A 23,919-nucleotide genomic window follows, 5' to 3' on the forward strand; every position below is an offset into this window, starting at 1 on the left:
GTGCTTGCCGTTGTAGACGACGTTGGTGAAGTCCTTGAGCGAGACCCACCCGGACTTCGGAGTCGCCAGCGCGCCCGTCGAGGTCCAGCGGTACGTCGACGGAAGAGCGCACGTGCCGGTCGGCGTCGCCGAGGGAGACGGGGACGGAGACGGGGACGGAGACGCGGACGGAGACGCGGACGGAGACGCGGACGGAGAACGCGTCGGCGACTGCGTGGGGGAGGGGCTGGGCGAGCCCGGGCTGCCGGTGCAGGCCACACCGTTCAGGGAGAACGAGGTGGGCACCTGGGCGGAACCGTTCGAGGAACCGTTGAATCCGAAGTTCGTGCTGCCGCCGCTGGGGATGCTGCCGTTGTAGGAGACGTTGGTGGCGGTCACCGACGAGCCGGACTGGGTTTGGGTGGCGTTCCAGATCTGGGTGATCTGCTCGCCGGCGCCGAAGGACCAGGTGAGCCGCCAGCCGTCGACCGCGTCACCGAGGTTGTTGATGGTGACGCTGGCGTTGAAGCCGCCCGGCCAGCTCGAACTGATGGTGTAGTCGACCCGGCAGGCGACGGCGGCCTGGGCGGGCTGTGTGATCAACAGGCCGCCGGCTCCGGCCAGCAGGATCGGGATGGAACCGATCACGAGGCCGCGGCGCGAGGCCCGCCGGGGCGGCGCCGCGGTCGTGACGGCGGAAGGACGCGGTGACCGCGCTCTCCAAGGCAGACGCATCTGTGTTCTCCTCATCATCTCTTCCGACCGCCGTCAGGGGCTGGTGCGGGTGGCGATCGGGGTGGGCACGGTGCCGTTCGCGGTGAACCCGAAGGTCGTGGAGCCGCCGACGGCGATGGAGCCGTTACAGGAAAGCGGACACGCGAGAGTCACCCCGCGCGATCGACGCCGCGTCCCGTGATCAGGGAACGCACACCACCAGGGCGTCGCGAACGGCGGTCCTCACCGCGCACCACCACATGGCAGGAGGAAGCCGCCTCGGGGACACAGCTTGGAAACCACACCGAAATGTGTCAAGTCCCCTTTGAAAGTTTCAAAGTAACGCTCCCGCCGCCACGGGCGGTGACCTCCGATAACGCCTGATGGGCCGCACGCCCGGGCTGCCGCCCCTCCGTGGGCGCGAGGTGCCGTCCTTGACGTCGCCTTTCGTCTCGTATTGGCTCCGATCGACCTGCCACCACAGCCATCCGACAGCGAAGGAACACGACAGGGAAGCTTTGTTAGCGCTAACAACCGACCTGGGCCATCAGGCGGCCAAGGCGCGGGGCGGTCCGGCGGACAGACACCACGTCCCTGGAGCCGCCCTCTCGGAGAGTCACCGATGAGGAGGTTCACGACGGCACAGACGAACAGCACAGACGAACGCCCCGGACGGTCGCCTTCGTCGCGTCATCGCCGGCGCGGTCGCGGGCCGGCCGGTGCTCGGGAGGGATACGTCACGTGGCTGATAACGCGGACCCGCGCCGATGGATCAGCTCTGTCTGGTGCAGCCCGATGTGCTAGGCCTCGGACGTCACCCGGGCCGCGACGATGGGCCTGGTGGCGACGGAATGGAAGGCGCTTTCATCCGTTCCCCAGCGATACCCGTAGAAGTCACCGGTCGCGTCGGCGTACAGGACCATGAACCCGTATCCCACACCGCTGTATTCGGTGGAACCACTACTCCGCGAGTCGTCGTGGCCGTCCGCGACAGGGGCGGTCCCATGCGGGTTGCTCGTCGAGTCCACGACCTCGACCACGTATTCGGTCGTGTTCGGATCACTGTCCGTGACCACCGTGCCCGCCAGCGATCGGACCACCGGCGTGTGCCCGCTTCCCCCGCTGGCACCCGCCTCGTACTTGATCGCGATGATATCTCCGGGCGCGAGGGAGGCCACCTTGGTGATCTTGTCCATATGGTCGACGGTGTCGGCATTGATGCGATCGTAGTATCGCGCGCTGTTGGGACTGGTGCTCGCGAATTCAGTGCTGAAATACGTGCTGGTGGCCCATGAGTAAGTATGCGTCAGAAGCTTGGTGACGAAAGGGGCGCACTGACTCTCATTGGAATAGCTCGTCGGAGTTCCGGGCGTGCCCCAGGTCACGACGGAGCCGGTGCATCCGGAACCGCAATACTTGTTGTACGAGGACTCCGTCGGCCAGCCGATCGAGTTCAGCTCATCCACCAGCTCTTCCGCCTCGGTGAGGTGGTCCGTCACCGGTCCGGCCAGCGCCACCTGGGGGGCCGGCACGAGGGCGGCGAGAATGCCCGCGCCGATCGAAGCGGCCACGTTGCGAAGTCTCAAAGCATCTCCACCTTTTTTCGGGGTCGCCTGAAAGAAAAGCGATTTCGCCCTTCATCATCAGCGTCCATGTGGGGAGGCGCAATGCTTTCGCGAGACTTTCATAATCGGATCGGGTAAACCCTTGTATTGTCTCGCCTGAAAATCGGCACCGAAGGACTTTCCGCGCCGGGACCATGTCGTGAACGTCCGGCTCGCCTTTCCGGACGGCGTGTGCCGAGAGGAGCCGCTGCCCGGACCGGGTGGTCCGGGCAGCGGCCCGTGCGGCTCAGCCGGGATAGGGGCGGTTGAACCGAGGCGGGGTGAACGGGACATATCGAGGGGCGGGGTCGGCCGCCAGCGCCGCCGCACGGGCGTTCATCGCCGGGGCGGACGTCGCGGGCCAGTGACCGCTCCGCAGCCGGTCGAGCATCGTCGTCAGCGCCGCCTCCTGCTCCGCTGGTGAGAAGTCGCAGTGGCCGACGGTTTCGGTGTAGGTCTGGCGCAGCAGGGAGTTCGCTCCCGCCCGGCGCACATTCTCCCCGTACGACTGCTGCTGGGCGACGGTGGAGATCTGGTCACCGGTGCCGGACACGGTCAGCACGGGGATCCGCAGGTCACCGTCCAGGACGATGCCGCGTGAGAAGCGCTTGACGGCGTCCGGGTCCGCCGCGATGCGGGGTGCGGCGGCCAGGTTCTTCAAGTCGGCCGCGAGGTCCAGACCTGCCGCCTTGTACAGGTCGCGGACGGCACGCCGGAGGGCGGGATCGGCAAGGCGCAGCTGCTTCTCGTAGTCCACGCCGGTGTTCCAGGAGGGGTTCCCGCCGACCACCCCCATGATCTGGCGCCGGCTGCTCATGGCCTGCCCGATGTAGGGCAGGGGCCCACCGGCGAGCGCGAGGTAGGCGCCCTGCTGCAGCGCGGCGGCGTCCCCGCTGTCCGGAGGCGGCGGCACGGACCCGTCGGGGTTCCGTCCCCAGGCCGGCAACTGGCCGATCGCGGCGGCCAGTGCGATCCGGGCCCGCCCCTCGGGAGTCTGCTGCGCCGCGGCCAGGGCGTCGATCCATGCCTTCCGGGCCGATTCGACGTCCTGCGGGATGTCGACGACCGGCAGCCCCGGTGCGACCAGGCGCTCGAGCACGAAGACCGTATCGAGCTTCTGATTCCACTGGCCGACGGACCCGCCGAGGCCGCCGCACATCGGGACGGCGGCGTCGAAGGTGCCGGGGTGGACCTGGGCGACGCCGGCGGCGACGAAACCGCCCATCGAGGTCCCGGAATCGATCGCGTACCGTGCCCGGCCGTAGGCGTCCTCGAAGCGGGCGAGCGCCTCGGCCTGGTTGTCGATGGCGGACCGGATGTCCCAGCCGGTGATCGCCCGGCTCGTGCCGCCGCGGGCCACGCCGTCGGCCAGCAATCGCGCCGTCAGGGGCTCGTTCCGGCCCGAGCCGGCGAAGTCGAGGGCGACCACGACGGTGCCGTTCCAGTGGGCCGGGACGACGAACTCGTAGGGCGTGCCGTCGCCGAGGGTGCCGCTGATGCAGGTGGGGTGGGCGGGGGAGTCAGGCAGGCACGGTGTGCCGCCTGCAGCCCTAGGGGAGGCCGCGGCGGCGGTTCCGCTTCCGATGGCGGTCGCCAACGCGATGGCCAGGCACGCGGTCGCTCTGCGGCGGATCACAGCGACAGTCCCTTCGACTCGACCTTCCACCCGTCCTCGGCGCACAGTCCGCAGTCGGGGCCGACGAAGCGCGCCCCGGCCGCCCGGTCCCCGCGCAGGACGTAGTCGAACCAGTCCGCGGCCACCTGCCAGCCCTTGGTGGCCTCGAGACCCGCGATCAAGCCGGTGTGGCCGGCCGCCGTGTCACCGACCAGGGCGGCGGGGACGTCGAGCAGAGCGTAGTTGTCGATGCTGTTCTGGTAGGCGACGTCGTCCGGGCCGCCGTTGACCAGCAGCGTCGGCGTGTGCAGATCGGCGAGACGGTCACGCCCGTAGCCGCCGAAGGCCGGCTCCGCGAAGTATCCGGTGTTGAACCCGGCGACCGCGTCGATCATGGGGTCGGTCCCGGCGGCGAGGGCCTCGACGCCGCCGCAGCTGTGGCCGAGCACGCCGACCCGCGTCGTGTCCACCCGCCCGTCGAACTGCTTGCGGGCCTGCTTCGACTCGGTGGCCCAGTGGGCGGCCGCGAGGAGCGCCTCGGGGTGCGCGATCGTGTTCTCGGGGGTGTTGGGGACGGGGAACTCGTCCACCGCGCCGTTGGCCACGACGATGTATCCCTGGGAGGCCAGGCCGGTGAGGAACGTGATCCCCTCCAGGTTGCTCGTCGCGCAGGCGCCGTTGCCGTAGACGATGACGGGCAGGCTGCCCTTGCGCAGTGCCTTGAGATCGGCGGGGCGGTAAACGGTGTGCCCGGGCAACCCCTCGGCGGCCTCACGGACCGTGGGCAGCACGGCCGGCGTCGAGGCGCCGGCCGAGGGGGTCTTCGGCGGCGGAGTCTGGGCGGACGACGCCGCGGCGGCGCCGGAGCCGGCGAGGACGACCGCCCCCACGGTCGCCGCCAGCAGGGTCCGCGCGGTCATGGAGCGGGCAGGCATGGTGCGTTTCCTCCACGGTTGATGGACGGGCAGGGGGTGTTGGCTCGGGTCGACGAGGTCCGCGAGTGGCCGGCGGGGGCGCCTGGCAGCTGTTGTGAGGCACATGGCCGTCGTCAACGGAGACGATCGTTCAGCTTTCTGTCATTAATGTCAATCCCTCGATTGCCGCCTCGGTGACGCGTGGAACGACCGAAACGTACGCCGGATACGGGGTCGGGATGTCGGCGCCCGGTGAACGGCTGACCATGTCCGCGAAGGTAGGACACCCGTCCGACGGCCGCGGTCAGGCGACAGGCGACGTCCGGGCCGCCTGCCGTGGTGCGGTTGACGCGACCGGTCCATGGCCTGAAGAGCGACATTCACGCGGCGCCGGTTTCGGTAAACGTCATGGAGAACCGATGCGCGCCCCTTCGCGCGCGCAGCCGGGGCCGACAGCTGAAGGCAGTGGTCGTGCTGACGCGGACGCCGATAGCCGGTGCTCACGTCTGACGGCTCCGGAGGCGGAGTCAGCAGCGGGGGAGGAGGCGCAGCGGTGCCGACCTGGGCCCGAACTCCAGCCAGTTGAACATCTCCACCTCGCCGTCCGGTTCGACGCGGGTGGTGCAGGCGAGCAGTTCGCCCAGTGCGGCCGTCATCTCCAGCCGGGCCATCGCCGCGCCGGGGCAGCGGTGCGCACCTCGGCCGAACGCGAGGTGCCGGTTGGGCCGCCGTTCCAGGTCGAGCCGGTCGGCGTCGTCGAACACCGCCTCGTCCCTGTTCGCCGAGGGGAAGATCATCGCGATCGCCTCGCCGGCCCGCACCGTGCGGCCGCCGAGCTCGACGTCCCGGGTGGCGGTCCGGGCGAACACCCGATAGGGGGCGTACAGCCGCAGCAGCTCTTCGACCGCCGCCGGCAGCAGGCCGGGGTCGGCGCGCAGCCGGTTCTGGAGGTCGGGGTCGCGGGACAGATGCACGGCGGCGCTGCCCAGCACGGCGTGCGGCGCGCCGATGCCGGCCACGATGGTCTGCCGGACGGTGGCCACGACCAGGTCGTACGGGATCGGCCGCTCCGGGTCGCCGGACGCCCGCAGCAGGCTGGTCACCAGGTCCTCGTCCGGGTCGCGGGGGTCGGCCCGGCGGTCCTCGACGATGGCGCGGGCGATCGCGTAGAGCTCGTCGCTGGCCGCCATGACCCGGGCCCGGTCCATCTCCTGGATGGCGAAGCTGTACGCGACGCCGATCCGGCGGATCTCCAGCACCTGGTCGACCGGCAGGCCGAGGAAGAGCGCGAAGCACTGCGCCGCGTACGGCAGCGCGAACTCCTGGGAGTAGTCGCCGCCGCCGCGGGCCAGGAGCGGTCCCAGCAGCTCGCGCGCCGCCTCCGCGAAGGCCGGTTCGAGACGCCGCACCACGCTGCGGCGCAGCACCCGGTCCATCGGAGCGCGGTAGATTCCGTGCTCGGGCGGGTCGAAGTGCAGCGGCGGCCGGCGCTGGGCGCGCGGCACGTGCGGGACGACGTTCTGCACCGCGGTGCTGAACGTCTCGCTGTCCCGGGCCACCCGCACCACCTCCGAGTAGCGGGTGGCGGCCCAGAAGCCGCCGAAGGCGTCGCTCCACGGCACCGGGCAGCGTCGCCGCAGCTCGGCGTAGACCTCGTGCGAGCTGTCGAAGGTCTCCGGCGCGGTGGGGTCCCAGTCGGAGGCGCGCCCGAGGCCGCCGGCGGTGGTGGTCATGGTGAAATCCCTTCCTTCCCGTCCATGAGCCCGCCCGCTCACAGCAGGTGCCTGCGTGCGACCCGGGCGAGCGTCTCGATGGCGTACACGACGACGGCGATCGCGATGACGATCGCGGCGGTGGTGTCGTAACGCAGCGTGGCGATCGACTCCTGCATCAGGTAGCCGACGCCGCCCGCGCCGGCGATGCCGAGCACGACCGACTCGCGCAGCGCCAGGTCGGCCACGAACAGGCCGTTGCCGGTGAACGACGGCACGAACTGCGGCCAGATCCCGGCGGCGAACGCCTGCCACCGGCGAGCGCCGACCGAGGTCAGCGCCTCGTGCGGCAGTGGGTCGAGCTGCTCCAGGGAATCGGCGAAGAACTTGGCCGCGAGCGCTGTGGAGGAGATCCACAGCGCCAGGAAACCGGCGAACGGACCGAGCCCCAGTGCGGCCACGAACAGCAGCGCGTACACCAGGTCGGGGATGCCCCGGACCACGACGAGCAGCACCCGGACCACCGCGGACAGCGGCCGCCAGGGGGTGGTGTTGACGGCGGTGAGCAGGGCCAGCACCAGCCCGCAGGCGGCGCCCACCGCGGCGGCGCCCAGCGCCATGAGCAGGCTCTCCAGCACCGCCATGAGCAGGTCGCCGGAGAACGCGGGCGGCCACATGCCGGTGAGTACGCCGCGCAGGTTCGGCCAGGCGCCGGCCAGCCGGCCCAGGTCGGGGTTCAGGGACCACAGCGACACCAGGAAGACCACTCCGGTCGCGACCGCCCCGGCCACCCGCAGCACCCTGCCGCGGTCCCAGCCGACGTCGTGCGGCGCGCGCCCGGCGGGCAGCGCGGGCGTGCCCGTCGTGTCCCCTGCGGACCGGCCGACCCTCGAGTGGCGGAGCGTGCGGCGGCCCGTGTTTTGGCGGCCCGTGTTTTGGCGGCCCGTGCTTTGTCGAACCGTGCGGTGGCGGACCGCCACCGACAGCAGCTCCAGCAGCAGCACCAGGACGACGATCACGCAGATGATTCCCGCCGCCCGGTGGTAGTTGAGGCTGCCCAGCGCGGTCTGCAGCGCCACGCCGATGCCGCCGGCCCCGACGACGCCGAGCACGGCCGACGCCCGGATGTTGATGTCGAGGCGGTACAGCACGATGCCGGTCAGCGCCGGGAACACGCGGGGCAGCACGGTGGAGACGGCCACCTGCACCTCGCCGGCGCCGCACGCGCGGGCCGCCTCGGCGGGGACGGGGTCGGCCTCCTCGACGGCGTCGGTCAGCAGCTTGGCGATCATGCCCACCGAGTGCACGGCGACGGCGAGCGCGCCGGCCAGCGGGCCCAGGCCGAAGATCCGCACGAACAGGATCGCGAAGGCCAGCGTCGGCACGGCCCGGGTCAGCACGACGACCACCCGGGCGGCCGGCCGCAGCCAGCGGGGGCCGCGGTGGTCGCGCGCGGCCGTGAAGGCCAGCGGCACCGAGACCAGCGCCGCAAGGCCGGTGCCCGCCACCGCGATGAGCAGCGTCTCGGCGATCATCCAGGCGACGTCGCCGGCGCCGGGCAGGTCCGGCGGCCACATCCGGCGCAGCAGTCGCGCGGTGTCGTCCAACCCGGCGGCCAGCGAGGCGGGGGACAGGCCGATCCACCAGAACGTCAGCCAGGTGACGGCCACGGCCGCGACCAGCAGCCCCGCCGCGATGAGGGCGCGGGCGCTCCACGGCGGCCGCAGCGGGCCCGGGTCCGCCGCGGCCGGGGCGTGCGTGGCGGGGGTGGTGCTAACCATCGTGGGCCCCCGCCGTGTCGTAGATCCCCCGCAGCCGCTCGGCGGTGAGGCCGGCCGCCGGCTCGTCCAGCACCAGCCGGCCGCCGCGCAGCGCCACGACCCGGTCGGCGCTGGCGAGCGCGAGCTCGATCTGGTGCAGGCTACACACCACGGAGATGCCGTCCTCGGCGCTGATCCGTTTGAGGGTCTCAAGCACCAGCACGCTCGCCGCCGGGTCCAGCGAGGCGACCGGCTCGTCGGCGAGGATCAGCTCGGGGCTCTGCAGCAGGGTCCGGGCTACCGCGACCCGCTGCTGCTGACCGCCGGAGAGCGTGTCGCAGCGCTGGAACCGCCGGTCCGCCAGCCCGACCCGGTCCAGGTGCTCCACGGCGCGGATCCGCAGCGCCCGTGGGTAGCTCATCACCCCATACCTCGGCAGCCGCAGGGTGGCCAGCGACCCCATCAGCACGTTCTCCATCGCGGACAGCCGCCCGACGAGACCGAACTGCTGGAAGACGAACCCGACCCTGGCGCGCAGGGCGCGCAGCCGGCTCCGGGAGCAGGCGGCCGGGTTCTCGCCCAGGGTGCGTACGGTGCCGCTGTCCGGCAGGTGCATGCCGTTGACCAGCCGCAGCAGCGTGGACTTGCCGGCCCCTGAGGGGCCGACCAAGGCGACGAACTGCCCCTGCGGGACGTCCAGTGAGACACCGTCGAGCACGGTGGTGCCGTGGAAGCCCTTGCCGACCTCCGACAGCCGCAGCACGGGATTGCCGATCACGGCGGGTTCCTCAGCCACCGGACGTGCAGACCTCGGCCTTGGTGATCTCGCAGATGCGCGCGATCGGCTGGTAGGTGGCGTCGGTGGCCTTGACGAACGTCCAGGCCGTGGAGGCGCCGAGGGTGCAGGCCTCGGCGTCGGTGTATCGGCCCCAATTCTTCGGGCCCTTGATCTCGCTGCCCTTGCACAGCCCGGCGGAGGCGGCGCCGGTGGCGGTCAGGCCGGTCACCGTCTTGGCGATCTTGTCGCGCACGTCCTGCGGAAGCCACTTGCCGACCACGATCGGTGGCCCGGGGATGAGCGGCGAGGTCCACACCTTGGTGACCTGCCCCGGCTTGAGCTGACCGCGGGCGGGCAGCAGCTGGTCGATGAACACGTCGCCGACGAAGGCGATGTCGCAGTCACCGGCCAGCAGCGAGGCGACCGCCGTGTCGTGCCCGTGGGTGAACACCGTCTTGACGTCCTTGTCCACATCGACGCCGGCTTCCCGCAGCGAGGCGAGGGGCTGCAGGTAGCCGGTGGTGGAGCCGGGGTCGGTGAAGCAGACGTCCTTGCCGGCGACATCCTTGAGCGAGGCGATCGACTTGTCGTCGCCGCGGGTCACCCCGTAGGCGTAGGCGCCGGGGTCGCCGCCCGGGGCGGCCAGCGGGACGGCGACGGGCTCGACGTCGGCGCGGCTGCGGGCCAGGTAGTAGCTGAAGGCCCCGTAGACGGCGACGTCCACCCGCTTGGCGACCTGCGCCTCCACGACGGCGGCGTTGCTGGTGACGGCCTGGAACCGCACCGGGACGCCGAGGTCCTTCTGCAGCGCGGAGACGATCGGGGCGAACGACGCCTCGAGGTTGTCGCTCTGCTCCGACGGGATGGCGGCGAAGACCAGCTCGTCGGGCCGGCCACCGTCGGCGGATGCGCTGCGGGTACTACCGGGGCCGGCACCACAGGCGGACAGGAGCGCGATCGCGGCACCCGCCGCGACGACGCCCAGAGCTGACTTTCGGAACATCGAGGCTCCTCACATGCAGGTGGTCGGGCCAAAGTAAGCAGGCCCAAGACCATTGTCAACAGTTCTGTGACGACCGTAAGATTTCTGCCGAACATAATTAGCGGCGGAATTAGGACGACCGTTCAACGAACTGTTGCGCATCTCGCGTCGCAGCAGCTTCCCACTCATGGAGGCGGACATCAATCCCCGTTCAGTGATCAATCGGGCGACCAGTGCCGTGACGGTGCTCACGGCCACGGCTCTCGCACTCGCCATCCCGCCGGCCGCCGGCCTGCCGCACGCCTCGGCGGCGTCCGGCCAGGCCGGTCCCGTCAGCGTCACGGGCGTCCACCCAAGCGGCGCCACCTACGCGATCGAGGTACCGCGGAACTGGAACGGCACCGTGCTGACGTTCAGCCCGGGCTACGGCCAGGGCGCAGGCCCGCAGCACCTGCCGGCCGACCTCGGCGGCAACACCGCCGCGCAGAGCTGGCTGCTGGCCCACGGGTACGCGCTGGCCGGCACGCGGCCCTATGGGAGCGGCTGGGCCGTCGAGGAGACCCTGCGGGACTCCGCCGACACGCTCGCCCAGTTCGCCGAGGTCGCGGGGAAGCCCACGACCACTCTGGCCTGGGGCGGTTCGATGGGCGGCGCCATCGCGGCCGGTCTGGCCGAACGCCGGCCGGACCTGATCGACGGCGCGCTGCCGTACTGCGCCTCGGTGGCCGGGCCGGTGGCGATGCTCAACCAGTCGCTCGACGCGGCCTTCGCGTTCAAGACGCTGCTCGCCCCCGGCGACGACGCGGTGAAGCTCGTCCGGCTCGCCTCGGCCGACGAGGAAACGCGGAGCGCCGCGGCCGCCCGCGCCGTCCTGGACGCCGCCCAGCAGACTCCGGACGGCCGGGCCCGCATCGCCCTGGCCGCGTCCTTCGCCCAGGTCTCCACCTGGTCGGTGACCGGCACCGCCGAACCCGCGGCGCGCGACTGGGCGGCGCAGGAGGCTCAGGAGTACGCGGCGTTCATGGCGACCGTCTTCTCTCCCCGCTATCCGCTGGAACAGCGGGCAGGCGGGAACTTCTCCTGGAACACGAGCGTGGACTACCGCCGGGAACTGCAGGAGTCCGGGCGTATGAAGCAGGTGCGCGCCCTCTACGACAGCGCAGGACTGGACCTCGACGCCGACCTCGCGGCCCTGGCGGCGGCGCCGCGCGTCTCCGCCGACCCCGGCGCCGTCACCTACATGGAGAACTACTTCACCCCGCGCGGCGCGCTCGGCGTCCCCGTCCTGACGATGCACGAGCGCGGCGACAACTACCCCACCGTCACCCAGGCCCGCGCCTACTCCGATGTGGTTCGGCGCGCAGGGAAGGGCGCGATGCTGCGCCAGGCGTTCGTCGACCGGCCCGGCCACTGCCGCTACACCGGAGCCGAGTTCGTCGCCGCGGTGCAGACCTTGAGGAACCGGGTCACCACCGGCCGCTGGACGGACGTCGACGCCCACCAGCTCGACAGGCTGGCCGCACGCCTGGCCGCCGAGGACCCGGACCTGGGCACCGCGGAGTTCGTTCACTACACCCCCGGCCGTTTCCTGCGCCCCCACGTCCCCCGCGGTGAAGAGTGAGGAGACATCCCGCGCGATCGTCGTCCCGGCACCGCCGGACCGCGGCCGGTCTCGCCGGGACGGGCCCGGACGCGGCGCCGGGTGACGTAAAATTCACGCAGGTCGAGCCCGGTGAGCACGCCCGTATTCGGGAGGTGGCCGGCTGGGGCACCTACACCGGCTGAGGAGTCTGACGATGGAGGGACGCCGGGTGACCGCGTCGCCGGAACCCGGCTCCCTGCCCAGAGCTCGGCAAGGGGCCGAACCGCAGCGGCTGCTGACCACGCTGCTCGGCGACTACTGGTTCTGGCGGCAGGAGCACATCCCGTCGGCGGCGCTGGTCCGGCTGCTTGAGGAGTTCGGCATCACCGCGACCAGCGCCCGCGCCGCCCTGCGGCGGGTCGCCTCACGAGGGCTGCTGGCCAGCTCCCGCAACGGCCGCACCACCGCGTACGGACTGCCGCCCCGGGCGTCCGACGTGATCGTGGCGCACATGCGCCGGCTGTTGACGTTCGGCGCCACCACACCGTGCTGGGACGGGCAGTGGACGGTTGTCACGTTCTCGGTTCCCGAAGACCAGCGGGACACCCGACGCGCGCTGCGCGACGGGCTGCGCCTGCTGCACTTCGGCATGATCTTCGACGCGGTGTGGGTGTCCCCGCACGACAAGACGGACGACGTCGTCGAACTCGTGCGAAGGCTCGGCGTGCGGGGGGCGGTCGTGTTCCGGGCCCGCAAGGTCGCCGACGACGACCTGGACCCGGTGCTGGACCACGCCTTCGACGTCGCCGCGCTGCGCGAGCGCTACCTGCGGTTCATCGATGCCCACCGGCCGGTGGCCGAGCGGCTGGCGATGTCCAGCCCGTGCCCCAGCGAGGCGCTGCGACTGCGAACCGCGATCATGACCGACTGGCGGGTGTTCCCCACGCTCGACCCCGACCTCCCCGCCGAGCTGCTGCCCGCCGGCTGGCCGCGCGAGGAGGCTCGGCGGCTGTGCGTGCAGATCTACGACTCGCTCGGGGAGCCGGCGGAGCGGCGGTTCCGCGAGATCCTCGCCGAGTTCGACCCGGAGCTGGCCGGGCTGGCCGCTCACCACACCTTCGCGCAGGTGTCCGCTCTGGAGTCGCCGGCGACTCGCCGTCACACGAGCTTCGACGAGACGACCGACCGCGACCGCCTGGACCTCCTCGCCGGCGGGCTCGAGGTCACCCAAGAAGCATGACATTCTGATAACGAGCGCGCGCTCAAGCGTTGTCAATATACTCCTGCTGTGAATGATGGTGAAAGGTCCGAGGCAGCGGACCTCGACTTCCCGCGCTTCCAGGTGGGCGCACCCCCGCAGCACCTGATCACGACGCTTCTCGGGGACTACTGGATCAGCCGGCCCGAGCAACTGCCGTCCGCGGCCCTGGTGCGGTTGACCGAGGAGTTCGGCGTCTCCGCCGTGGCGGCCCGGGCCGCGCTCAGCCGCCTGACCAAGCGGGATCTGCTGGAGTCGTCCAAAATCGGGCGGCGCACCTACTATCGCCTGACGGATCGGGCCGCCGCGGTGATGCTGGAGGGGCGGCAGCGGATCATGTCCTTCGGCCTGGAACAGGGCGCGTGGGACGGGAGATGGGTGATGGCGGCGTTCTCCATCTCCGAGGAACAGCGTGACCTGCGCCACGCGCTGCGCGCGAGGCTGCGCTGGCTCGGCTTCGCCCCGCTCTACGACGGGCTGTGGGTCTCGCCGACGGCGAACGCCGACAGCGCGGCGGCGGTGCTCACCGAGCTGGAGATCCCCATGTCGACGATCTTCCGCGCCGAGGCTCTCGATCTCCCGGGCATGCGCGCCCCACAGGAGGCATGGGACTTCGACCAGCTCCGGCGCACCTACGAGGGGTTCGTGGCCCAGTACTCGCCTCTTCTGGAGCGCGTCCGCAAGGGCGTGGTCGGCGCGTCAGAGGCGCTGGTGGCGCGTACGGGGATCATGGACACCTGGCGGACGTTCCCCAACCACGACCCCGACCTGCCGGCGGAGCTGTTGCCCGCCGATTGGCCGCGTGCCGCGGCCAGAGACCTCTTCGTGGAGATCTACGACACCCTCGGGCCGCTCGCCGAGTTCCGCGTCAAGCAGATCGTCGCGGAGTTCGAGCCCGAACTGGCCGAGCTGGTCGCCCACCACCGGACCAGTTCCATCCTCGCGCTCACCTGATCGCTGCCGGCGACGGGGCGGCGTTCCTGCTCGCCCCGCACGTCTCCGCTGCACAGCCGCCTCTTGACAGGTGTGCACCCCTAGGTGTGACACTTATCCCAACGACCGCCAAATTAACTGCATCATTAGCTGGTCGTGGAAGGACCACCATGAGATTGCCCAGGACCATCCTCGCGGGTGCGGCGGCTTTGGCCCTCGCCAGTGCCGCAGCCTGCGGTGGAGACGGCGGTGAGGCGCAGCGGCCGGCCGGCGCGACGGCTCTGTACGACGCCCTGCCCGATGGCATCAAGGAAGCGGGCGTCATCCGATTTGCCGGGGATTCCCACCCGCCCTATCGGATCGTCGCCAACGACGGCAAGACCGTCACGGGCATCGACAAGGAGTTGCAGGACGCCCTCGGCAAGGTGCTGGGGGTCCGCACCGAGATCTCGATCGTCAGTGGCCTGCCCGCGGCGCTGTCCGGCATGCTCGCCTCCAGATACGACGCCTTCAACGGCCCGGTCAAGGACAGCGCCGAGCGTGAGAAGCAGTTCGACGCGCTCGTGTGGATGGTCACCCGGACCTCCTACCTGATCCCCAAGGCCGGGTCCTCGGCCGTCAAGAGCTCGGGTGACCTGTGCGGCAAGCGCGTCGCCGGCACCGCCGGCAGCATCGTGGAGGACCAGGCCAAGCGCCTGACCGAATGGTGCGCCAAGCAGGGCAAGCCGGGGCTCGACTTCATCGGCTTCGCCGACACGAACGGCACCATCCTCGCCGCCAAGTCCGGCCGGGCCGACGCGGCCGGCATGACCGAGAGCGCCGCGCTCGACGTGCTCTCGAAGGAGAAGGACGCCTTCACGTACGTGACGCAGACCGAAGAACAGGGCGCCGGCGTCGACCAGCTGGCGATGCTCGTGCCCAAGTCCGGCGGCCTTGGCCCGGTCATGCTCGACGCGTTCAAGGAGATCTTCAAGAACGGCGAGTACAAGAAGATCATGGACAAGTACGGGCTCCAGAACGTGGCGGTCCAGGAGCCCAAGATGAACACCGCGGCGACGGGATGAGCGTGGCACCACAGGTCGTGCCACCACAGGCCGTCGACGTCGCCGCCGCCCGTCCGCGCATCCGCCCCCTGCGCTGGGTGGCCGGAGTCGTGCTGCTCGTGCTCGTCGCGCAGTTCGCCTGGTTCCTCGTCACCAACCCCCGGTTCGAATGGCCGGTGGTCGGCAAGTATCTGTTCGACCCGAACGTCCTGCGCGGCCTGGGCATGTCGCTGCTGCTCACCGTCATCGTGATGCTGCTGGGCAGCGTGTTCGGGGTGCTTCTCGCGTCGGGCAGGCTGAGCGGCTTCAGGCCGGTGGCCTGGGCGTGCGGCTTCTATGTCACGGTCTTCCGCAGCATCCCGCCCCTGCTCCAGCTGATCTTCTGGTTCAACCTCGGTTATCTGCTGCCGCGGATCCCGCTGGGCGTGCCGTTCGGCCCGACGTTCGTCTCGTGGCCGACCAACTCCGTGATCAGCTCGCTGACCGCGGCCGTCATCGGGCTCACCCTGCACGAGGCCGCGTACATGGCCGAGATCGTCAGGGCGGGCATCCTGGCCGTGGACGGCGGCCAGCGTGACGCGGCCCGCGCGATGGGGTTCACGGCGAGGCAGAGCTTCGTCAAGGTCGTGCTCCCGCAGGCGATGCGGGTGATCGTCCCGCCTGCCGGCAGCGAGTTCATCAGCCTGCTCAAGGGCACCTCCCTGGTCAGCGTGATCGCGATGGCCGACCTGCTGTACTCGGTGCAGGTGATCTACAACAGGACCTACGAGATCGTGCCGCTGCTGATCGTCGCCTGCGCCTGGTATCTGGTGGTGGTCACCGCTCTGTCGCTCGGCCAGCGGCGCCTGGAGCGGCACTTCGGAAAGGGGCAGCGGTGAGCGACACGCCGGTCCTGCGCATCCGCGACGTGCGCAAGCAGTTCGGCGACCACGTGGCGCTCGACGGGGTGAGCCTGGACGTGCACGAGGGCGAGGTCGTCACCGTGATCGGCCCGTCCGGCTCGGGCAAGTCCACCCTGGCCCGTTGTGTCCACCAGCTGGAGAGCATCGACGGCGGGGCCATGTACCTCGACGGGGAGCTGCTCGGCTACGAGTTCCACCGGGGCCACCTGCGCCCCCTACCGGACCGGCGGGTGGCCGCCCAGCGCGGCCGCATGGGCATGGTCTTCCAGCAGTTCAACCTGTTCGCGCACTGGAGCGTGCTGCGCAACGTCATCGAGGCGCAGGTGCTGGTCCACGGCCGGAGGCCGGAGGAAGCGCGGCAGGAGGCGCTGCGGCTGCTGGAGCGCGTGGGGCTCGCCGACAAGGCGGACGCCCATCCCCGGATGCTCTCGGGGGGCCAGCAGCAGCGCGTCGCCATCGCCAGGGCTCTGGCCACCAACCCGCGGATCATGCTGTTCGACGAGCCCACCAGCGCGCTGGACCCCGAGTTGGTGGACGAGGTGCTGAGCGTCGTGCTCGATCTCGCCCGCGGGGGCATGACCATGATCATCGTGACGCACGAGATGAGCTTCGCCCGCGAGGTGGCCGATCGATGCGTCTTCATGGAGAAGGGGCAGATCGTCGAGACAGGCACTCCCGAGGAGATCTTCGACAACCCCGCCTCGCCCCGCCTGAGAGCCTTCCTGTCGCGCTTCTCCGGGCGCGCGGCGCAAATACCCGACGAACGCCTCCTGGAGGAGGAGACCACCTCTTGAGCTTGACGGTAATGGCCGTCGGCGACCTCGTCGTCGACGAGCCCGACCCCGCGTCCTTCTTCGCCCCGGCCCAGGAGACGCTGGGCCGGGGCGATGTGGTGATCGGCCACATCGAGGTGCCCCACAGCACGTCCACCGCCCAGGTCAGCACCGACGTTCCCGCCCCGCCCGCCGATCCAGCCGCGCTCTCCGCGGTCGCCGACGCCGGCTTCCACGTGGTGACGCTCGCGGGCAACCACGTCTACGACGTCGGCGACCAGGGGGTGGCCGACACGATCACGTACGCGACCGGGGCCGGACTGACCACCGTGGGCGCCGGCCTGACTCTCGACGAGGCCCGCCGCCCCGCCGTCGTGGAGCGCGACGGGCTGCGAATCGGGGTGCTCAGCTACAACTGCGTCGGTCCACGCGAGTCCTGGGCGACCAGCCGCAAGCCCGGCTGCGCGTACGTCAAGGTGCTGACCCACTACGAACTCGACCACGCCAGCCCCGGCGGGCCACCCGCCGTCTACACCTTCGCCGACCCCGCCTCCCTGGAGCGGATGGCCGAGGACGTGGCGGCCCTGGCCGCCGAGGTCGACATCGTGACGGTGTCGATGCACAAGGGCGTCGGGCACACGCCCGCCGTGCTGGCGATGTACGAGCGGCCCGTGGCGCACGCCGCGATCGACGCCGGCGCGCACGCCGTGTTCGCCCACCACGCCCACATCATGCGCGGCGTCGAGATGTACCGCGGCAGGCCGATCTATCACGGCTTGGGCAACTTCGTGACCGTCACCCACGCGTTGACGCCCACCACGGGCGACGCGGGCGAACGGGCCGCGTGGGCGCGCCGCAGAGTCGAGCTGTACGGCTTCGCGCCCGACCCGGACATGCCGTATTACCCCTTCCATCCCGAGAGCCGGAACACCGCGATCGCGGTCTGCCGGTTCGACCGGGACGGCCTGGTCTCGGCGGGCATCGTGCCCTGCTGGATCGACGGCGCGGGCCGGCCGGTGCCGCTCGGCGACGACGAGGAGGGGCGGCGGGTCGTGTCGTACATCGAGCACATCACGCGGCAGGCGGGCCTGAAGACGGAGTTCCACTGGGAGGGAGACGAGGTGGTGCTGCGTGGCTGACCGTCCGCTCGCCGGCCGCACGGTGATCGATCTGACCACCGCACTGTCCGGACCGTACGCGACCCTGCTGCTGGCCGGGCTCGGCGCCCGCGTGATCAAGGTGGAGAATCCGCTGACCGGCGGCGACTCCTCCCGCAACAACGCCCCCTATGCCGGTGCGGACGGGCTGACGCTGGCCCGCCACGGGGACGACGACATGTCCGTGTCGATGCTCCTGCGGGGCCGAAACAAGCAGAGCGTCACGCTCAATCTCAAGCACCCCAAGGCCCGCGACGTCCTGGCCGGTCTGGTCAGGGAAGCGGACATCATGATCGACAACTACAGCGCCGGCGTCATGACGCGGCTCGGCATCGGCCACGACTGGGCGAGCGCGATCAACCCGCGCATCGTGTGCACGTCGATCAGCGGCTTCGGCGCGCAGGGCGGTCCCGGTTCGGGAAAGGCGATGGACACCATCATCCAGGCGCTCAGCGGCGTGATGATGACCGCGGGCGCGCCCGGCGAGCCGCCTGTCCGCTTCGGGCTGCCGGTGGGCGACCTGGTCGCGCCGCTGTACGCGGTGATCGGCACGCTCGCCGCGGTCCTGCGGGCCGACGCGACCGGCCAGGGCCAGCACGTGGACGTGTCCATGCTGGGGGCACTGACCTCGCTGGTCGCCTGCGAGCCGTTCGACGCCTACGAGAAGCTGGGCCTGCCCATGCGCACGGGGACGACCGTGCCCAGGCTGGCGCCGTTCGGCACGTTCCCCGCCGCGGACGGCTGGTTCGCGCTGTGCGGTCCTACCGACGCGTTCGCCCGCGGCCTGTTCGCGGCGATGGGACGCGACGATCTGGCCGCAGACCCGCGGTTCGCCTCCAGGGACGCGCGCGTGGCCAACGCCGGCGAGCTGCACGAGCTGGTGGCCTCGTGGGCGGGGGACCGCCCGCTCGCCGTGATCCTCGATCTGCTCACCCGGCACGGCGTCCCCGCCGCCGAGGTGCGTGAGCCCGGCGACGCCGTGCGCGACCCGCTCGTGCTGGAGCGCGAGGAGGTCGTGCCGCTGGAGCACCCGCGCCACGGTCGCCGCGGGGACCTGTACGGGACCGGCGTGCCGATCCGCTTCTCCGCCTCCGAGGCGGGGCTCGACCGGCCGGCGCCCGCCCTCGGCGAGCACAACGCCGAAATCTACGGCGGCCTGCTCGGCTACTCCGACGACGAACTCAAGGCCCTGGCCGAGGAGGGGGTGATCTGACATGTCCACGGCGCTCGCCGCACTGGAGGAGGCGTACGCCCGGCGCGGCGCACCTCCGGCCTCCTCGAAGGGCCCGACCGGCAACCGGACGCCGGTCGTCGGCTACGTCGGGGCGGACATGCCGGTCGAACTGCTGACCGCCGCGGGGCTCCGCGCGTTCCGCCTCACGGGCGACCCGGAGTCCGGCTCCGCGCCCGGAGACCGGTACCTGGGCCGGGGGGTGGACCCGATGGCCCGCTCGGTGCTCACCCGGCTGCTCGCCGGGTCCTTCGGCGACCTGGATCGCATCGTGGTCTCGCATGACTGCGAGGCGTCCCTGCGGCTGTTCTACGCGCTGCGCGAGCTGTGCCGGGTGGAGCCGGGCACGGGACTGCCCGAGGTGTACCTCGTGGACATCCTGCACCTGCCGCACCGCACGACCGCCCGCTACAACCGTCGCAGGATCGGCGAGTTCGCGGCCAGGCTGGAGGCCTGGACCGGCCGTCCCCTCGACCTCGCCAGGGCGGTGGCGGCGCACAACGAGCGGCGCCGTCTGCTGGCCGCCGCCGAGGAGCTGCGCAGGGCCGTGCCCGCCCGCCTGACGGGGCGGCAGTTCCTCGCGGTGGCCAACGCGGCCCTGCCCGTGGACGAGCACATCGCACTGCTGGAACGGCTGCTGGCCGAGGCGGGACAGCTCGAGGAACACGCCGGACGGCGGGTCTTCCTGAGCGGCAGCGACCACGACACGCCGCACGTGTATGAGGCCGTCGAGTCCGAGGGCTGCGTGATCGTCGGCGAGGACCACTCCTTCGGCGGCCCATCCCCGGAGGGGCCGGTCGGCGCGGGCGGCCTGGACGCGCTGGCCGAGCATTACCACCACAGCGGTCCGACCGCCCACCGGGCCACCGTGAGCGAGCGCGCCGCGCACGCGGCGAGGGCCGTACGGCACTGCCGGGCCGAGCTCTTCGTCGCCTATTCCAGAACCGGCGACGAGGCCCCGGCCTGGGACTTCCCCGCGCAGCGCGCGGCGCTCGACATCCCCGCCGTTCTGCTGGAGCGCCAGGACTACGGGCGTGCCGACCTGACCGCCCTGCGGAAGGAACATCCATGCGCAGTGTGAAATCCCTCGCCACAGCGGCCGAGGCGGGCAGACACCAGCGCGAATGGTTCGCCGACCTGCGGCGCCGGGTCGCCGCCGGCGAGCCGTTCGCCCTGCTGAACGCGGACGTCCCACACGAGATCTTCCGCACGATGGACATCCCGTACGCGGTCAGCCAATGGTGGGCGTCCCTGGTGGCCGCCAAGCAGCGCTCGGGGCACTACCTGGAGCTGGTGCGGCAGCGCGGGTACCCCGACTACTCCGAGCAGTACAACTCGGTCACCCTCGGCTCCGCCTTCGACCCGGAACCGGAGGCCGGGCCGTGGGGCGGCCTGCCCAGACCGGACATCGTCGTCGGCGACGCCTCCGGCGACGTCACCCGCAAGATCTTCGACATCTGGGGTCACGAGCCCGGGGTCACCTTCTACCCATTGGAAAGCGCCGCTGAGAACGAGGTCCCCGTCAACTGGTGGGAGCTCATGCCGCACCGCTGGGAGCAGGCCGTCGGCCCGGCCAGACTGGACCTTCTCACCGCGGAGCTGGAGAACCTCGTCAGGTTCCTGGAGACCACCACCGGCAGGCGATTCAGCGAGTCGCGCTTCCGCGAGGTGATGGCCCTGGTCAACGAGCAGGAGGAGTGGAACAGGAAGACACGCGCTCTCATCGCCCGCACCCGGCCGGCTCCGCTCAGCGTCGTCGACAGCATCCCCAGCGTCATGCTTCCCCAATGGCACCGTGGCACCGAGTGGGCCAGGGACATCGCCAAGCGGTTCTATGAGGAGGTGCGCGACCGGGTCGACGCGGGTCAGGCCGCGTGCCCGGGCGAGCGGGCCCGGCTGATGTGGATCGGCCGCGGCCTCTGGTACGACATGGGCTTCTACCAGCGCTTCCAGGACGAGTATGGTGCGGTGTTCGTCTGGTCGATGTACCTGGCCATCGCCGCTGACGGTTACGTCCGCTACGGCGACGACCCCATGAGGGCGCTGGCGGCGCGCTTCGCCGCCTTCACCGACCAGCTCTACACCCCGCCGTGGTCGAGCGAGTGGTACGTGAAGGAGGCCCGTCTGCACGGCATCGACGGGGTGGTCCACCTGGTCTCCGACGACCCTCGCGGCAGCTACTTCACCGCCAGGGCACTGGAGGCGGCCGGGTTCCCGGTGATCGAGATTCACGCCGACAACGTCGACGCCCGCACCTTCGGCGACGAGGTGGTCAAGCGCGTCGGTCAGTGGCTGGAGAACGTCGTCCTGGCCTGAGTTTCCCGGCGCGCGGTTCGTGGATGCGGGCGAGCGTGTGAAACACCCGCTCGGCGCGGATCGCCGGCCGGTCCCGCGGTTCCGTCCCATTCGCGGTTCACCGCGCCGGTCTCCCGGACGTGTCGGCGCCCGTCCTGAAGCACCTGCGTCGCCTGGGATTGTGCCCGCGCGCCCGGTGCCGCCTGCCCTGTGCCGCCTGCCCTGTGCCGCCTGCCCGTTGTCGTCTCCCTCGGTACGGCTCGTCACGGCACGAGAGCAGGCAGGCAGGAAATGTTGGGCAAATCTTTGACGGTCGTCATGAGACTGTCATATATTTCGCTGCAATCGCCGTATAACTCAGGGGGACTCCCATGGATCTTTCCGGCAAGGTCGCCGTTGTCACAGGTGCGGGCCGCGGCCTCGGCCGCGCGTACGCCGAAGCGCTTGCCGCGGCCGGGGCGGCGGTGGTCGTCAACGACGTGGACGCCGACGCGGCCGCGCAGGTCGTCGAGGCCATCACCGGTAACGGCGGCGAGGCGCGGAGCGTCGTCGCCCCGGTCGGATCCGCCGAGGTGGCCGACCTGCTGGTGGCCACCGCGGTCAAGGAGTTCGGCCGGCTGGATGTGATGGTCACGAACGCGGGGATCCTGCGCGACCGGGTGCTGTGGAAGATGTCGGACGACGACTTCGACGCGGTGATCGATGTGCACCTGCGCGGCACGTTCACGTGCGCGCGGGCCGCGGCGATCCGGATGCGTGAGCAGGGGACCGGTGGCCGGCTGATCCTGATCTCCTCGCCGGCGGGCCAGCGCGGGAACTTCGGGCAGACCAACTACGCGGCGGCCAAGGCCGGCATCGTGGCGATGGCCAGGACCTGGGCGATGGAGCTGGCCAGGGCGAACATCACGGTGAACGCGGTCGTCCCGGTGGCGGCCACGGAGATGACCAAGACCATTCCCGTGTTCGCGCCGATCATCGAGGAGTCCGAGCGGACCGGCCGGCCGTTCCCGGGCTGGTTGCGCAGGGACGAGGGGCTGGGCACGGTCGAGGACGTGGCGGGGCTCGTCGTGTTCCTCGCCTCGGACGCCTCCGCGGGTGTGACCGGCCAGGCGATCGGGATCGGCGGCGACCGCCTCGCGCTGTGGTCGCACCCCGGTGAAAAGGCTGTCGCGTTCGCCGACGGAGGGTGGACGGCGGGGACCATCGCCGCCTCCTGGCAGTCGGGAGTCGGCGCCGAGCCGGAGACGTACGGCATCCCCGCGCCCAAGGTCCCCGCCTCGGACGCTCAGGAGGTCTGACATGGCGGTCATGAACGTCGCCGATCTGGTCGCGATCGACGTGCACACGCACGCTGAGATCTCCAAGGACGGGCACGGCTCGCTGAGCCCGGAGCTGTTCGGCGCCTCGGAGGACTACTTCAAGGCCCACGGGCACCGGCAGCCGACCATCGCGGAGATGGCCGCGTACTACCGTGAGCGGAGGATGGCCGCGGTGGTGTTCACCGTCGACGCGGAGCATGCCACCGGGCACCCGCGCATCTCGAACGAGGAGGTGGCGGAGAGCTGCGCGGAGCACCCGGACGTGCTGATCCCGTTCGCCAGTGTCGATCCCTGGAAGGGCCGGGCGGGGGTGCGCGAGGCGCGGCGGCTGGTGCAGGAGTACGGGGTGCGCGGGTTCAAGTTCCACCCGAGCATCCAGGGCTTCGCGCCCGACGATCGGATGGCGTACCCGCTGTATGAGGCGATCGAGGAGCTGGGCGTTCCGGCGTTGTTCCACACCGGGCAGACGGGTATCGGCGCGGGCGTCCCCGGCGGGGGCGGGATCCGGCTCAAGTACGGCAATCCCATGCTGGTGGACGATGTGGCCGTGGACTTCCCCGAGTTGCGGATCATCCTGGCCCATCCGTCGTTTCCGTGGCAGGACGAGGCGCTGGCCGTCGCCACGCACAAGCCGTATGTCTACATCGATCTGTCGGGGTGGTCGCCGAAGTATTTCCCGCCGCAGCTCGTGCGGTACGCCAACACGCTGCTGAAGGACAAGGTGCTCTTCGGCTCCGACTATCCGGTGATCACCCCGGACCGCTGGCTGGCCGACTTCGACAAGCTCGAGATCAAGCCCGAGGTCCGCCCGAAGATCCTGAAGGACAACGCCGTACGCCTGCTCGGGCTCGGCACGCAGGAGAGGACGACAGACGCATGACCACCACGGCTTACGGGCTCGACGAGATCAGGGCGCTGGCCGGCAAGGATCTCGGCCACAGCGGCTGGCTGGAGATCACCCAGGACCGGGTGAACACCTTCGCCGACGCCACCGACGACCACCAGTGGATCCACGTCGATCCCGTGCGGGCCGCGGACGGCCCGTTCGGCGGCCCGATCGCCCACGGTTACCTCACCCTGTCCCTGGTCATCCCGTTGTTCAACGAACTGCTCGACATCCAGGGCGTGAAGATGAGCATCAACTACGGCCTGGAGAAGGTCCGCTTCCCCAGCCCGGTCAAGGTCGGCAGCAGGATCCGCCTCGCCGCCGCCGTCGCCTCCGTCGAGGACGTCCCCGGCGACGGCGTCCAGATGCTGCTCGACTTCACCGTCGAGACCGAAGGTGCGAACAAGCCGGCCTGCGTCGCCCGGGCGATCTACCGGCACTACGCCTGAGCCGTGAGCGGGCGCCGTTTTCGGCGCCGCCGT

General features: G+C 70.9%; 21 protein-coding genes. 13 read left to right on the forward strand and 8 right to left on the reverse strand.

The window, feature by feature from the left end:
- The 8 genes from QSK36_RS41850 to QSK36_RS41885 all read right to left on the reverse strand — a co-directional run.
- Positions 1-714, reverse strand: a 714-nt coding sequence (locus QSK36_RS41850; protein WP_285786277.1) for a cellulose-binding domain-containing protein, incomplete at its 3' end; no start/stop codon positions are given.
- 779 nt (positions 715-1,493) lie between these two features.
- Positions 1,494-2,264 (reverse strand): hypothetical protein, encoded by a 771-nt coding sequence (locus QSK36_RS41855; RefSeq protein ID WP_285786278.1) that lies wholly within the window; start codon positions 2,262-2,264, stop codon positions 1,494-1,496.
- Positions 2,265-2,544: 280 nt separating this feature from the next.
- Positions 2,545-3,933 carry an alpha/beta hydrolase family protein gene (locus tag QSK36_RS41860; RefSeq protein ID WP_285786279.1) on the reverse strand — a complete coding sequence of 463 codons (1,389 nt, stop codon included), beginning with the start codon at positions 3,931-3,933 and terminating at the stop codon, positions 2,545-2,547.
- Positions 3,930-4,847, reverse strand: a complete 918-nt coding sequence (locus QSK36_RS41865; RefSeq protein ID WP_285786280.1) for a poly(ethylene terephthalate) hydrolase family protein — start codon at positions 4,845-4,847, stop codon at positions 3,930-3,932. The genes QSK36_RS41860 and QSK36_RS41865 overlap by 4 nt, the downstream gene beginning before the upstream one ends.
- A gap of 506 nt (positions 4,848-5,353) precedes the next feature.
- Complete coding sequence (locus QSK36_RS41870) at positions 5,354-6,559, reverse strand: cytochrome P450 (RefSeq protein ID WP_285786281.1); 1,206 nt, start codon at positions 6,557-6,559, stop codon at positions 5,354-5,356.
- 38 nt (positions 6,560-6,597) lie between these two features.
- A complete protein-coding gene (gene phnE, locus QSK36_RS41875) occupies positions 6,598-8,319 on the reverse strand; it encodes a phosphonate ABC transporter, permease protein PhnE (RefSeq protein WP_285786282.1) in 1,722 nt (573 codons plus the stop codon).
- Entirely contained in the window at positions 8,312-9,076 is a 765-nt protein-coding gene (locus QSK36_RS41880; RefSeq protein ID WP_221264295.1) for a phosphonate ABC transporter ATP-binding protein, read from the reverse strand. Before QSK36_RS41880 ends, phnE begins: the two co-directional genes overlap by 8 nt.
- 10 nt (positions 9,077-9,086) lie before the next feature.
- Positions 9,087-10,079 (reverse strand): phosphate/phosphite/phosphonate ABC transporter substrate-binding protein, encoded by a 993-nt coding sequence (locus tag QSK36_RS41885; RefSeq protein ID WP_285786283.1) that lies wholly within the window; start codon positions 10,077-10,079, stop codon positions 9,087-9,089.
- Positions 10,080-10,245: 166 nt separating this feature from the next.
- Here QSK36_RS41885 and QSK36_RS41890 point away from each other — a divergent pair, with 166 nt between their 5' ends.
- The 13 genes from QSK36_RS41890 to QSK36_RS41950 all read left to right on the forward strand — a co-directional run bounded on the left by QSK36_RS41890 (position 10,246) and on the right by QSK36_RS41950 (position 23,886).
- Positions 10,246-11,679, forward strand: coding sequence for an alpha/beta fold hydrolase (locus tag QSK36_RS41890; protein ID WP_285786284.1), 1,434 nt, complete (start codon positions 10,246-10,248; stop codon positions 11,677-11,679).
- 175 nt (positions 11,680-11,854) lie between these two features.
- On the forward strand, positions 11,855-12,880 hold the full coding sequence (locus QSK36_RS41895) for a PaaX family transcriptional regulator (protein ID WP_285786285.1): 1,026 nt from the start codon (positions 11,855-11,857) through the stop codon (positions 12,878-12,880).
- A gap of 48 nt (positions 12,881-12,928) precedes the next feature.
- Entirely contained in the window at positions 12,929-13,852 is a 924-nt protein-coding gene (locus QSK36_RS41900) for a PaaX family transcriptional regulator (RefSeq protein WP_240809450.1), read from the forward strand.
- Positions 13,853-14,001: 149 nt separating this feature from the next.
- Positions 14,002-14,895, forward strand: coding sequence for a transporter substrate-binding domain-containing protein (locus tag QSK36_RS41905; protein WP_225898626.1), 894 nt, complete (start codon positions 14,002-14,004; stop codon positions 14,893-14,895).
- A complete protein-coding gene (locus QSK36_RS41910) occupies positions 14,892-15,752 on the forward strand; it encodes an amino acid ABC transporter permease (protein WP_183542058.1) in 861 nt (286 codons plus the stop codon). Before QSK36_RS41905 ends, QSK36_RS41910 begins: the two co-directional genes overlap by 4 nt.
- Positions 15,749-16,570, forward strand: coding sequence for an amino acid ABC transporter ATP-binding protein (locus QSK36_RS41915; protein WP_183542060.1), 822 nt, complete (start codon positions 15,749-15,751; stop codon positions 16,568-16,570). Before QSK36_RS41910 ends, QSK36_RS41915 begins: the two co-directional genes overlap by 4 nt.
- Positions 16,567-17,688, forward strand: coding sequence for a CapA family protein (locus QSK36_RS41920; RefSeq protein WP_285786286.1), 1,122 nt, complete (start codon positions 16,567-16,569; stop codon positions 17,686-17,688). The genes QSK36_RS41915 and QSK36_RS41920 overlap by 4 nt, the downstream gene beginning before the upstream one ends.
- The gene (locus tag QSK36_RS41925; protein ID WP_183542062.1) at positions 17,681-18,919 is read left to right on the forward strand and encodes a CaiB/BaiF CoA transferase family protein; all 1,239 of its coding nucleotides are present in this window, start codon (positions 17,681-17,683) and stop codon (positions 18,917-18,919) included. Before QSK36_RS41920 ends, QSK36_RS41925 begins: the two co-directional genes overlap by 8 nt.
- A 1-nt stretch (position 18,920) precedes the next feature.
- The gene (locus QSK36_RS41930) at positions 18,921-20,018 is read left to right on the forward strand and encodes a 2-hydroxyacyl-CoA dehydratase family protein (protein WP_285786287.1); all 1,098 of its coding nucleotides are present in this window, start codon (positions 18,921-18,923) and stop codon (positions 20,016-20,018) included.
- Positions 20,006-21,253 (forward strand): 2-hydroxyacyl-CoA dehydratase family protein, encoded by a 1,248-nt coding sequence (locus tag QSK36_RS41935; protein ID WP_285786288.1) that lies wholly within the window; start codon positions 20,006-20,008, stop codon positions 21,251-21,253. The genes QSK36_RS41930 and QSK36_RS41935 overlap by 13 nt, the downstream gene beginning before the upstream one ends.
- Before the next feature lie 350 nt (positions 21,254-21,603).
- Entirely contained in the window at positions 21,604-22,530 is a 927-nt protein-coding gene (locus QSK36_RS41940; RefSeq protein WP_285786289.1) for an SDR family oxidoreductase, read from the forward strand.
- A gap of 10 nt (positions 22,531-22,540) precedes the next feature.
- Positions 22,541-23,431, forward strand: coding sequence for an amidohydrolase family protein (locus QSK36_RS41945; protein WP_285786298.1), 891 nt, complete (start codon positions 22,541-22,543; stop codon positions 23,429-23,431).
- On the forward strand, positions 23,428-23,886 hold the full coding sequence (locus QSK36_RS41950; RefSeq protein WP_285786290.1) for a MaoC family dehydratase: 459 nt from the start codon (positions 23,428-23,430) through the stop codon (positions 23,884-23,886). Before QSK36_RS41945 ends, QSK36_RS41950 begins: the two co-directional genes overlap by 4 nt.
- Positions 23,887-23,919 lie beyond the last annotated feature (33 nt).

This window comes from Microbispora sp. NBRC 16548, assembly GCF_030268985.1.
Taxonomy (GTDB): domain Bacteria; phylum Actinomycetota; class Actinomycetes; order Streptosporangiales; family Streptosporangiaceae; genus Microbispora; species Microbispora catharanthi.